At 36.6% G+C, this 12,529-nt stretch carries 12 protein-coding genes and 1 tRNA gene; 8 read left to right on the forward strand and 5 right to left on the reverse strand.

The window, feature by feature from the left end; translation table 11 throughout:
- Nucleotides 1-31: 31 nt before the first annotated feature.
- Both RIB54_RS06100 and RIB54_RS06105 read left to right on the forward strand, forming a co-directional pair.
- Nucleotides 32-580 (forward strand): thioredoxin domain-containing protein, encoded by a 549-nt coding sequence (locus tag RIB54_RS06100; protein WP_350099741.1) that lies wholly within the window; start codon nucleotides 32-34, stop codon nucleotides 578-580.
- A 6-nt stretch (nucleotides 581-586) separates the two neighbouring features.
- Nucleotides 587-1,807: a monooxygenase gene (locus RIB54_RS06105; RefSeq protein WP_350099743.1), complete on the forward strand. Its 1,221-nt coding sequence runs from the start codon at nucleotides 587-589 to the stop codon at nucleotides 1,805-1,807.
- Here the strand turns inward: RIB54_RS06105 and rfaD are convergent.
- Nucleotides 1,804-2,760 carry an ADP-glyceromanno-heptose 6-epimerase gene (gene rfaD, locus RIB54_RS06110; protein ID WP_350099745.1) on the reverse strand — a complete coding sequence of 319 codons (957 nt, stop codon included), beginning with the start codon at nucleotides 2,758-2,760 and terminating at the stop codon, nucleotides 1,804-1,806. The genes RIB54_RS06105 and rfaD overlap by 4 nt on opposite strands.
- A gap of 97 nt (nucleotides 2,761-2,857) precedes the next feature.
- On the opposite strand from rfaD, the gene RIB54_RS06115 reads away from it, so the two are divergent.
- Together RIB54_RS06115 and lpxB are read left to right on the forward strand one after the other, a co-directional pair.
- Nucleotides 2,858-3,274, forward strand: coding sequence for a 6-pyruvoyl trahydropterin synthase family protein (locus RIB54_RS06115; RefSeq protein ID WP_350099747.1), 417 nt, complete (start codon nucleotides 2,858-2,860; stop codon nucleotides 3,272-3,274).
- 16 nt (nucleotides 3,275-3,290) lie between these two features.
- The gene (gene lpxB / locus RIB54_RS06120) at nucleotides 3,291-4,391 is read left to right on the forward strand and encodes a lipid-A-disaccharide synthase (RefSeq protein WP_350099749.1); all 1,101 of its coding nucleotides are present in this window, start codon (nucleotides 3,291-3,293) and stop codon (nucleotides 4,389-4,391) included.
- Here the strand turns inward: lpxB and clpX are convergent, their stop codons facing one another.
- The 4 genes from clpX to RIB54_RS06140 all read right to left on the reverse strand — a co-directional run bounded on the left by clpX (nucleotide 4,392) and on the right by RIB54_RS06140 (nucleotide 7,910).
- The gene (clpX, locus tag RIB54_RS06125; RefSeq protein ID WP_350067497.1) at nucleotides 4,392-5,627 is read right to left on the reverse strand and encodes an ATP-dependent Clp protease ATP-binding subunit ClpX; all 1,236 of its coding nucleotides are present in this window, start codon (nucleotides 5,625-5,627) and stop codon (nucleotides 4,392-4,394) included.
- 2 nt (nucleotides 5,628-5,629) lie between these two features.
- On the reverse strand, nucleotides 5,630-6,298 hold the full coding sequence (locus RIB54_RS06130; RefSeq protein WP_350067496.1) for a ClpP family protease: 669 nt from the start codon (nucleotides 6,296-6,298) through the stop codon (nucleotides 5,630-5,632).
- 109 nt (nucleotides 6,299-6,407) lie between these two features.
- Nucleotides 6,408-7,742: a trigger factor gene (gene tig / locus RIB54_RS06135; protein ID WP_350099751.1), complete on the reverse strand. Its 1,335-nt coding sequence runs from the start codon at nucleotides 7,740-7,742 to the stop codon at nucleotides 6,408-6,410.
- Nucleotides 7,743-7,828: 86 nt separating this feature from the next.
- Nucleotides 7,829-7,910, reverse strand: a tRNA-Leu gene (locus RIB54_RS06140).
- Nucleotides 7,911-8,003: 93 nt separating this feature from the next.
- Between RIB54_RS06140 and RIB54_RS06145 the strand changes: the two genes are divergently transcribed.
- The 4 genes from RIB54_RS06145 (at nucleotide 8,004) to RIB54_RS06160 (ending at nucleotide 12,392) form a co-directional block, all read left to right on the forward strand.
- Entirely contained in the window at nucleotides 8,004-10,220 is a 2,217-nt protein-coding gene (locus RIB54_RS06145) for a RelA/SpoT family protein (protein ID WP_350099753.1), read from the forward strand.
- Nucleotides 10,221-10,283: 63 nt separating this feature from the next.
- Complete coding sequence (locus tag RIB54_RS06150) at nucleotides 10,284-10,757, forward strand: Fur family transcriptional regulator (protein WP_350099755.1); 474 nt, start codon at nucleotides 10,284-10,286, stop codon at nucleotides 10,755-10,757.
- Nucleotide 10,758: 1 nt separating this feature from the next.
- Entirely contained in the window at nucleotides 10,759-11,109 is a 351-nt protein-coding gene (locus RIB54_RS06155; RefSeq protein WP_350099756.1) for an STAS domain-containing protein, read from the forward strand.
- On the forward strand, nucleotides 11,109-12,392 hold the full coding sequence (locus RIB54_RS06160; RefSeq protein WP_350099758.1) for an adenylosuccinate synthase: 1,284 nt from the start codon (nucleotides 11,109-11,111) through the stop codon (nucleotides 12,390-12,392). Before RIB54_RS06155 ends, RIB54_RS06160 begins: the two co-directional genes overlap by 1 nt.
- Nucleotides 12,393-12,529: the final 137 nt, after the last annotated feature.

Below are 12,529 nucleotides of genomic sequence, written 5' to 3' on the forward strand. Positions count from 1 at the left end.
AATCCGTGTCTTTTTTTTGTTGCCTAATAATTTGAAACTACTTGATATGAGAGGATTAAGAGTTAGTATATTCACTTCGGTTGTGTTCTTCATATGCTCTTTTGATTATACAGATCAAAAGAAAGAAAAAACAACCATCAATAGTGCAAAATATGAGTTAACAGCATATATTTTTTTAGCGCCTGATTGCCCTATCTCACTGAAGTATTTACATACCCTTAAGGAAATGGACTCAATTTTTCGTAGTAAAGTCGAATTTATAGGGCTATTTCCTAAGACCTATTCAAAAAATGAATTGGAAGAGTTTAGAAGGGAATTTAACATCGATTTTGATATAGTTATTGATGATAACAATACTCTTATTGAGGAATTTAATATTTCTGTGACCCCTGAAGTGATACTTGTAGAGGCAGAAAAGGTGCTTTATCAGGGAGCAATTGATAATTGGTTTTATGCATTGGGGAAAAATAGGACTAAACCCACAGAACATTATTTGAGGGATGCAATTAACTTAACTCTTGCTGATAAAAAGATTAAAGTTGCGAAAACAGAGGCTATTGGTTGTATAATATCTAAATAAGATTAAATGAAGTTACTGTTAACTACTTTGGTTGTATTATTTGGCTCAGTTGCTGGTTACAGCCAAGAAGTAACCTATTTTGATAACATTGAGGAGATAATTATTAATAATTGTGCCCCATGCCATAAGAAAGGTGGATATGGACCATTTCCACTGACTACTTATGATGAAGTTAAATCTAAAGGTAGTTTCATAGGGTATGTCACAAAGACCAAATACATGCCTCCATGGAAAGCAGATCCTCAATTTCAGTCCTATAAAAACCAGGTAATACTTTCTGATAATGAAATTGCTACTATTCAGGCTTGGGTTAGTGGAGGCTTTAAAAAGGGGAAATCTAAAGGCCCCAAACCAGTGATCAAGGATTTATTGGTTGATCAAAAGGCTGATTTGGTAATTGAAATGAAAGCTCCTTTTGAGTTATCTGAAGAAGCCATAGAAGATTATCGTTTTTTTAATATCCCAACAAACTTGGAAGAGGATGTCTATTTGAAATCAGTAGAGTTTATTCCTGGGAATAAACAAGTTGTTCACCATAGCCGAATAATGGCCGATACCTCAAACCTGATGCATGAGATAGATGGAATGTCTGAGTATGACCCGGAAATAAAAAGATTTATGACTATCCCTTTAGCTGATGAGTTTTTGTACGGTTGGGTGCCGGGAAATTTACCAGTACTCTATCCAGAAGGTACCGGCAAGAAAATGTATGCAGGAACAGACTTACTTTTAAACATACATTATGCGCCAACTTCAAAAACAGAATATGATCAATCAAAAATTAAACTGTATTACACAAAAGAACCAATAGAGCACGAAATAAAAACCTTGGCAATACGAGAAACACATATTTCCAATCAGCCATTTTATCTACATGCTGAGACGGTGCCTACTTTTTATGTGAGTTACACTGTTGAAGAAGAAATGAATCTGGTTTCTATACTTCCCCATATGCATTATTTGGGAAAGAGTTTTAAAGCACTGGCGGTAACTCCAGATGGTGACGCCATTCCTTTAATTAAGATTGATGAGTGGGACTTTAATTGGCAGAGCACCTACCTGTTTAATGATATAATTAACATACCAGCTCAATCGGTGATACTGGTGACGGCTACTTATGACAATACCTCCGAAAATCCTGCTAACCCAAACAATCCAGCCATAGATGTTGGTTATGGGTGGAACACCACGGATGAAATGATGAATCTTGTGATATATTATTACTAAAGGTTCGAGAGGTAATTTTTTACATAATCTTCAATACCCACTTCAAGTGTGGTAAATTCTTTTGGGTAACCAATGGATTTTAACTTCTCCATATTTGCCTCGGTGAAGTATTGATACTTGTCCCTTATGTCTTCAGGTGTATCTATAAATGAGATATCTTCATTCTTATCCAGGGCTTTAAATACTGCTTTCGTAAGATCGAGGAAGGTTCTTGCCTTCCCACTACCCAAATTATATATACCAGAATCCTTTCGGTGGTGCATTAGCCAGTAACATACATCAATCACATCTTTAACATATACGAAATCGCGCATTTGCTCACCGTCTTTATATTCAGGATTGTGTGACCTGAACAATTTCATGGCATCGGTTTTCAATATTTGGTTATAGGCATGCCATACTACCGATGCCATTCGTCCTTTATGGTATTCATTAGGACCATAAACATTAAAAAACTTCAGGCCTGCCCAATAGAATGGTTTTTCGGTTTGTTCCAGCGCCCAAACATCAAAGTCCTGCTTTGACTGTCCGTACGGATTAAGAGGCTTTAATTTTGGTATTTCAGCCTCATTGTCGTCATACCCAAATTCACCAAGTCCATATGTAGCAGCAGAAGAAGCATAAACCAAGGGAATTTGATTTTCAATACACAGTTTCCATATATCCTTTGTGTACTGGGTATTCATTTTAGTGAGTAGCTCCACATCAAATAGCGTAGTGTCTGTTTTAGCACCAATATGAAATATGAATTCGACAGACGAGCCATTATTTGATAGCCATTGAATAAAAACATCGCGATCAATTTTCTCTGTGATCTTCAGCCCTAGCAAGTTTTTGTTCTTATCTTCTCTATCAAAATTGTCTACTGCAATGATGTCGTTAAAATTTTCATTGTTGAGTTTTTCAATCAATTGACTGCCTATGAAACCTACTGCTCCTGTAACTACTATCATGAATTTAGATTTTGAACAAATTAACCTAATGATTTCAATAAATTAAAAGGTATTAATAAATAATGGCTTTGCTATCTTTGTCAAATAATAGAGAGAGATGGTTTTTGTTAGCAGACATGAGCATTTTAACGCAGCGCATAAACTCTACAATCCAAATTGGAGTGCTGAGAAAAATGAAGAAGTATTTGGCCCTTGTGCTAATGCCAACTGGCATGGACACAATTTTGAGATTATTGTGACAGTAAAAGGAAACCCTGACCCTGACACTGGGTTTGTTGTTGACTTGAAAAAATTAAGTAGACTGATAAGATCCGAAATAGTGGAGAAAGTGGATCATAAAAACCTGAATCTTGATGTTGATTTTATGGTTGGCAAAATGGCTAGTACAGAAAATTTGGTGATTGAGTTTTGGAGGATACTTAATGACAAGCTTGGTAGTATTACTTCAACCGCGCAGCTTCACAGCATAAAACTCTACGAGACACCTCGAAATTTCGTTGAATACTATGGTTAACAAGCTTAGCTAGTCTATGAAATATTATTTAATAGCCGGAGAGCGCTCCGGTGATCTTCATGGCGGTAACTTGGTTAAGTCATTGAAACAGTATGATAACAATGCTGAATTCAGTGGCTTTGGCGGAGATCGAATGTCAGAAGAAGGAGTATCACTAACCCTTCATTATAAGCACCTGGCTTTTATGGGTTTTTTTGAAGTCTTGAAAAACCTTTTCAAGATATCTGGATATTTGAAGTTATGCAAAAGGGATATTCTAAAGTTTAAACCAGATGTGGTAATCTTAATTGATTACGGTGGTTTTAATCTTAAAATGGCCTCATTTCTGAAAAAAAATAATATCAAGACCTATTACTATATCACACCCAAAGTATGGGCTTGGAATCAAGGCCGGGCATGGAAAATAAAACGATTGATAGACAGAATGTTCGTTATCCTTCCATTTGAAAAGGATTTTTATAAAAACTATGACTGGGAGGTTGACTATGTGGGAAATCCTGTGCTTGATGCCATCAAGAGTCATGAGCAGAAGGATTTACCTTTAGGAAACGAAAATAAGGAAGTTATTGCCGTATTACCTGGAAGTAGAAAACAAGAGGTAACCAATGTTATCAATCTGCTACCAGCAGTTATTAAAGGTAATCCAGACCTTTATTTTGTTATTGCCACTGTAGATAATCTTGATGACACTTTGTACGATCCTGTAATTGGTTTTTCTAATGTAGAGCTAATTCAAGGCCGGACTTATGACTTGCTGTTAAAAGCTAAAGCAGCTATTGTTACATCAGGAACTGCAACTTTAGAAACAGCACTATTAAAGGTGCCACAGGTTGTTATCTATAAAACAAGCAGTATTTCTTACTATATAGGGAAAAGCCTTATTAAGGTTGGTTATATCTCCTTGGTTAACTTAATTGCAGACAAGCCAGTTGTTAAGGAGCTCATTCAAAATGATTTGAATAAGGCTAATCTAAAAAAAGAGCTTAATGAGCTTGTTTCAAATGATCAGCATAGAACTCAGATCATTTCTGACTATAAAGAAATTTACCAAACTCTTGATGTAGGTTCTGCCAGTGACAATACAGCCCGACTAATTGTGAACTATCTAAAAGAATAGTTAAGCAACCTTAAGCTTGCTGTATTTGGATTTATTGAATTTCTCCTCAGCATAAGCCTTTGTAATTACCAGTTTTGAGGCATTCTTAGTGGAAGGCAATTCAAACATAGCGTCATTTACTATGGCCTCGCATATAGATCTCAATCCTCTTGCTCCAAGTTTGTAGTCCATCGCTTTCTCAACTATAAAATCAATGGCCCCTTTCTTGAACTCCACTTCAATATCCTCCATGGCAAACAATTTTTGGTATTGCTTGATAAGGGCATTTTTAGGAGTTGTTAGTATTTGAGAAAGCGTTTGCTCATCTAGTGGGTTGAGATAGGTAAGCACTGGTAGCCTTCCTATTAATTCAGGAATAAGGCCAAAACTCTTTAGGTCTTGAGCCGTAACATATTGCAACAAATTATCATTTTCAACATCCAAAGGATTAATAGAATCCTCAGATGATGCAAAACCAAGTGGTCTTGTGTTCATTCTTTTTGCAATATTCCTTGAGATTCCATCAAATGCTCCGCCACAGATAAATAAGATATTTTCCGTATTTACAGAAATCATTTTCTGATCCGGATGTTTACGCCCACCTTGAGGTGGAACGTTTACTGTAGTGCCTTCTAATAGCTTTAAAAGAGCTTGCTGTACGCCCTCACCGCTTACATCTCTGGTTATAGATGGGTTGTCAGACTTTCTGGCGATTTTATCTAATTCATCTATGTAGACAATACCGCGTTCTGCAGCTTCTGTTTCATAATCAGCTGCTTGTAATAATCTGGTCAATATGCTCTCAACATCTTCACCTACATAACCTGCTTCAGTAAGCACGGTGGCATCTGCTATACAGAAAGGAACCTGCAATATCTTGGCCAGTGTACGTGCCAGGTAAGTTTTTCCTGTCCCTGTTTCTCCCACCATGATGATGTTTGATTTTTCAATCGTAACATCATCATCGGAAGATTTTTGCATTAATCTTTTGTAATGGTTGTAAACAGCCACGGACATCACCTTCTTGGCCTCGTCCTGCCCAATCACAAACTCATCCAGAAACTTCTTCATATCCATTGGCTTCACCAAATTAAAATTGGGAAGTCCGCCCTCACTGCTGCCTGATTTTTTTTCTTCTGACAATATCTGGTTGGCTTGTGTGATACATTTATCACAAATGTGCGCATGTATTCCAGATATCATTAAATCGACATCTTTTTTATTTCTACCGCAAAATGAACAAGTAACTTCTGACATTATTATTTTTTTACTAGTACTTCATCAATCAGACCGTATTCTTTGGCTGCGCTCGCACGCATCCAATAGTCACGATCAGAATCTTTTTCTATTTTATCATACTTCTGCCCGCTGTGCTTAGCCAATATGTCATACAAGTCCTTTTTAACTTCTAAGGTTTGTTTCAGGGAGATCTCCATATCTGATGCCTGACCCTGCATTCCGCTCATTGGCTGGTGAATCATTATTCTTGCGTGAGGCAATGCTGATCTTTTCTTCTCATGACCTGCCGCCAATAATACCGCTCCCATAGATGCTGCTAATCCTGTACATATTGTCGCAACGTTAGGATTTACATATTGCATAGTATCATATATCCCAAGACCCGCATAAACAGAGCCCCCAGGGCTATTGATGTACATAATTATATCCTTTTTAGGATCGCTTGATTCTAAAAACAATAACTGCGCAGTTATAATATTCGCTATCTGATCATCAATTCCCATTCCTAAGAAAATGATTCGATCAGAAATTAGGCGCGTAAAAACATCTATAGCTCTAAAATTTCCAGGTCTTTCTTCAATAACATACTGAGTCATGTTTTGAATACTGGAAGCATAGTCGTCAAAAACGTGGCCACTGATACCTTGATCTTTAATGGCAAATTTTCTGAATTCGTCTTTATTGTACATATCTCTTAATAGCTTTTAAAATACTCAATGATAGCAAGAAAATCTAGATTTATATTAAAAAAGCCCACCGTTTATGGGCAGGCTTTTTAGAAACAATGCTATTTGTAAATTAGTTTGTAGCAGCCTTTTTAAATTCATCCAGATTAACCTTCTTCTCAGAAAGTGTGATCTTCTCTTGAATTAAATTCATAAGCTTCTCTTCTCTTACCTCATTATAAAGCTTCATGTAATTTTGACCATTTTCTGCTTTGAGGTAATTATCGGCAAATGCGTCCATATGGTCTTTTAGCTGTTCAGCAGCACCAGCACCGCCCAATTGGCTAAGGATCATCATTTTTGCTCTATCCACAACCTCTGCGTTCTCTACACTTACTTTGTTTTCTTCACTGATTTTGTTTCTCAATAAATCCCACTTAAGAGACCTTACATAATCATCAAATTCTCTATCAATGTCTTCTTGAGTAATTTTTCCTTCATTAGAAACCAAAAGCCATTTCTTTAAAAACTCTGAAGGAACTTCAATCTTGGTGTTCTCAATTAAATAATCTCTAATGTCTCTATTAAGCAGCAGGGCAGATTCTCTTTGATAATTTTCCTCAACCGTCTGCTTTATCTTATCAGTAAATTCCTTTTCAGATTTAACAGCGTCTTTACCAAAGACCTTGTCAAAAAGCTCTTGATTAACCTCTGCAGGCTCTGTTCGGTTAATATTTTTAATTGTAAATGTGAATTTTCCCTTGATATCATGTGCTTTGTCATGGCCGATGTCTAATAATCTCATTAGATCATGGTTGTCATTAACAAGTTTTTGTACATCAAACTCAACAACATCACCAGGCTTAATGCCTACAAATTTCTTATGCTCTTTCTTTTCAATGTTATCCCAATCTAGAAGAGCTTCATTGGAGATGCCGCCTTCAACTTCCTGAAAAGTACCGAAGAATGAATCACCTTCTACACTAACTTCTGGATTAGTAACGTTTCCGAATTGCTTCTTAACATTAGCAAGGGTTTCATTCAAGCCCTTTTTATCAAGTTCAATTTTGTAAGACTTAATTTTTATTTTATCTGACAAGTCATATTTGAAATCACTAACCATCCCAATTTCGTAGTCAAACTCAAAGTCTTTCTGGTTTTCCCAGTCTATTTTTCGAGCTTTTTCCTGGTCTGGCAACGGCTCTCCGATGATTTGTATATCATTTTCTTTGATGTAATTGCTCAAAGAACTTGATAACAAATTGTTGATTTCTTCAACGATGATGGATTTGCCATACATCTTCTTGATAAGACCTACCGGAACCTTGCCAGGTCTAAAGCCTTTAATAGAGGCTTTCTTAGCATATTCCTTAACTTTTTCTTCAACATGAGGTTGGTAATCAGCCTCGTTTAACTTAACTTTAATTGAAGCTTCTGTTGAATTTTTTTTGTCTAATGAGATATCCAAAGCAATAGATGTTTTGTGGTGATACTGTTAAAATTAAAAACCCTCAATCTCGATTTTTGTTAATCGCGATCGAGGGTATTTCTTTGTGCGGATGGAGGGACTCGAACCCCCATGCCGTAAAGCGCTAGATCCTAAGTCTAGTGCGTCTACCAATTTCGCCACATCCGCTACTCTAAAAATGGAGTGCAAATTTATTTATAATTTTCGATTGTGCAAATAGTTGGTTTTATATTTTTATAATTTTGGTCATACTTTTTTCGAATGATTGCAATTGACGTAGAAGAAGAGAATAAAGAGATAGTTCGGAGATACCGGCAGCTGCTAAGGCATGCTAAGCCCCTGCTAAAGGGAAATGACTCTAAATTAATCAGGAAAGCATTTAATACAGCCCTTGAGGCACATAGCGGTACCAGAAGAAAATCTGGGGAGCCTTATATATTTCATCCAATAGCAGTAGCAAAAATTTGTGTTGATGAAATTGGTCTTGGCACCACTTCTATAATAAGTGCATTGCTTCATGATGTTGTTGAAGATACTGAGTGGACCATAAAGGACATAGAGCGTGATTTTGGTAAGAAGATCGCTCGTATCATTGATGGTTTAACAAAAATTTCGGGTGTTTTTGAACATGGGAGTTCTCAGCAGGCTGAGAATTTTAGGAAAATGCTGCTTACACTTTCAGAAGATGTGAGGGTTATTCTGGTAAAACTTGCCGATAGGTTGCACAATATGCGCACACTAGATAGTATGCCGGTTAATAAGCAGTACAAGATAGCCAGCGAAACAATATTTTTATATGCTCCTCTGGCACACAGGCTTGGTTTGTATGCTATTAAATCAGAAATGGAGGATCTCTATCTCCGTTATACCGAGCCTGAGGTCTATGATGATATCATTAGAAGGATAGATGCTACTAAAGAAACGCGTAGCAAATTTATTAAAAGTTTTATTCGGCCTATTCAGAGAAACCTCAATGATCTTAACTTAGATTATATAATTAAGGGAAGGCCTAAATCCATTTATTCCATTTGGAATAAAATGAAAAAACAAGGAATACCCTTCGAGGAGGTATATGACCTGTTTGCTATTAGAGTTATAGTTGATGTCCCCTACGAAAGTGAAAAAGCAGCATGCTGGCAGGTTTATTCTATTGTTACGGACTTTTATAAACCGAATCCGGATAGACTTCGAGATTGGATAAGCACACCAAAGGCCAATGGTTATGAATCTCTTCATACGACCGTAATGGCGAAAAACGGTCAATGGGTCGAGGTTCAGATTAGGGCACGCAGAATGGATGATATTGCGGAAAAAGGATATGCAGCACATTGGAAGTATAAAGATAATGAGAGCTCCAACAGTTCATCAGGACTGGAACAATGGATATCTAAAGTACGCGATATGCTCGAACAAAATGATTCTTCAGCGCTGGAATTTGTTGATGATTTTAGAGGTAATCTATTCAATGATGAAGTATTTGCTTTTACACCCAAAGGAGATTTGAAGACTTTGCCAAGAGGCGCGACTGCTTTAGACTTTGCATTTGAAATCCATACAGAGGTAGGGGCCAAGTGTATAGGAGCAAAGGTAAATCAGCGACTTGTACCAATAAACTATGCACTCAAGAATGGCGATCAGGTTGAGATACTCACATCCTCTAAGCAGAAGCCTAATGATGATTGGTTACGCTTTGTTGTTACCTCAAAGGCCAAATCTAAAATTAAAGATGAGCTAAAAGAAGATAAAAAACATATTGCAGATGAAGGTAAGGAAATCGCCATAAGAAAATTAAAACACTTTAAAATTGAGCCAAGTAATGAGGTTTTTGAAAAGCTCCGTGTCTATTTTGATATGGCCAATTTGTTTGATTTATTCTTTAAAATAGGCGAAGGCTCAATTGATAATAAAGATCTTCGCAGGTTTAAGGATCATAAAATGGATGCTCCTATTAAGTCCAGGCCAAATACCAAAATTTCTGATGCAAAGACTTTTGAGAAGGAGCTTGTAAAAGTTAAGTCTGATGATGTCCTATTAATAGGAGAGGATATGGACGTTATTGATTATAAGTTGGCTAAATGTTGTAATCCTATCCCGGGAGATAATGTTTTTGGTTTTGTAACGGTTACAGAAGGTATAAAAGTGCACCGAGTCTCTTGCCCAAATGCTCCAGAACTATTGGCTAATCATGGCCACAGGGTCGTTAAAGCCAAGTGGGCCTCTCAGCATCAATCTGCTTTCCTTGTAATCCTCAGGATAATTGGAACAGATAGAGTAGGTCTTATCAATGACGTTACAGGTATAATTTCTGATGAGTTGAAAGTGAACATGCGTTCCATGGCCATAGATACAGACTCAGGTATTTTCGAAGGAGAGATAATGTTATATGTAAATGATACCCGTCATTTAGACCTTTTAATAAATAAATTGGACAAGGTAGAAGGGGTTGTGAAAGTATCCAGAAGGGATTCACAAGAATAAGGTAATACCTCAAGCAGATTCTTTAATAATATCTATATTTGCAATCCTTAAGATTAGGACTTTATGGCATTGAATGAAAAAGTATTTAATGAGGTGAAAAAAATCTTCACTGCTTACCTTGAAAACAAGGGTTTGAGAAAGACTCCTGAGAGGTATGCAATACTGGAAGAGATATACACCCGTGATGGTCATTTTGATGTTGAGTCACTCTATATAAGCATGAAAAATAAGAATTATAGAGTAAGTAGAGCTACTGTTTACAATACATTGGATTTATTGGTAGAATGTGATCTGGTCAGTAAGCATCAATTTGGCAGAAACTTAGCTCAATATGAAAAGTCATACGGTTATAAGCAGCATGATCATTTGATATGTACAGAGTGTCATAAAGTAGTAGAGTTTTGTGATCCTCGTATTCACAACATTCAAACTATGGTGGGAGAATTGTTAAATTTTGACATTGTACACCATTCTTTGAATTTGTATGGAATATGCCGTGATTGCCAGGTGAAAATAAAAACAGAAAAAGCGAACTAACATGAATTTTGAACATTCAGTTGTTGACAATATACTAAAACTACAATTAAGCGGGGATCTTATTGGTGAGGATAATGGTATCGACATTATTGAGATCATTAATAATCACATTAACAATAACGTAAAACTTTGCGTGGTTGACATCTCAGGCTTAAGATATATTAATAGTAGTGGAATTGGAGTATTAATCACAATACTTACCAAGTTTAGAAATAAAGGTGGTGAACTATGTCTTTTAAATCCATCAGAAAGTGTTAAAAAGCTTTTAATAATTACAAAACTCAATGCTATTTTCACAATCGAAGAAAATGAAGATAAGGCAATTGATGTACTGAACAATTCTTTAAAATAATGAAATTGGATATTCTTTTAGGTCTCCAGTGGGGAGATGAGGGTAAGGGGAAAGTAGTGGATTACTTAGCACCTAAGTATGATGTGGTAGCTCGTTTTCAGGGAGGGCCTAACGCTGGTCACACTTTGGAGTTTGATGGAATAAAGCATGTGCTGCATCAAATCCCATCTGGTATTTTCAGAAAGGACATTTTGAATATCATAGGCAATGGAGTTGTACTTGATCCCGTAATCTTTAAAAGAGAGATTGAAGCATTGGATAAGTATAACCTTGATGTAAAAAAGAATTTATACATATCTAAGAAGACACAGCTTATACTTCCAACACATAGATTGTTGGATGCGGCCTATGAAGCTTCAAAAGGTAAAAAGAAAATCGGCTCCACTTTAAAGGGGATAGGTCCAGCTTATCAGGATAAGATTGCAAGATTAGGACTTAGGGTGGGTGATATACTGTCACCATCTTTTAAGAAGAAGTATGAAAAGCTTGTTGAGAAGCATGTTCAAATACTTGAGTTCTATAAAGCCGAGTATGAACTTAAAGACCTGGAGGGTGAGTTTTTTAAAGCAATTGATTTCTTAAAAGAGTTTCAATTAATAGAAAGCGAGTACAAAATCAACGATGAACTGAAGTCAGGTTCTAAGATTCTGGCAGAAGGAGCTCAGGGCTCATTGCTTGACGTTGATTTTGGAAGCTATCCTTTTGTCACAAGTTCCAACACAACAGCCTCTGGTGTTTGTAGCGGACTAGGCGTTGCTCCTAATAATATTGGAGAGGTATATGGTATTTTTAAAGCCTATTGTACTCGTGTTGGCAGCGGCCCATTCCCTACTGAGTTATTTGATGAAGACGGAGTGCTAATGCAAAAGGTAGGTAACGAGTTTGGAGCAACTACTGGAAGACCTCGTAGATGTGGCTGGCTAGATTTACCAGCACTTAAATATGCTATCATGATCAATGGTGTTACTCAACTATTTATGATGAAGGCAGATGTTTTAAATGTTTTTAAGAAAATTAAGGTTTGCACATCTTATAAAATGGAGAATGGTGATTTAATTGACATCATGCCTTATGAGATAGTTGATGAAAAAATCGAACCAGTACTTCATGAGTTAGATGGATGGGACTGTTCTCTTGATAATATCTCTGACTTTGAAGATTTCCCTAAAGAGCTCAAGGATTATATTTTCTATTTGGAAAAGGAGCTTTCTGTTCCAATTAATATGGTTTCAGTAGGCCCAGATCGTACGCAGACCATCATTAGAGCTCAAGTAGTAGCATAAGCTCAAAAAGCGATAATTTTTTTCTTCGATGGTATTGCAAATGTAGAATGTTGTGTTACCTTTGCAGACCCTATCCGAAAGAGGGTTTATGGGGAGTTGAAATGAGGGGTTTGGAGGTTGGCTGTGAGCGAAAAAAA

The organism is Fulvivirga sp. (assembly GCF_040218215.1).
Classification (GTDB): Bacteria; Bacteroidota; Bacteroidia; order Cytophagales; family Cyclobacteriaceae; genus Fulvivirga.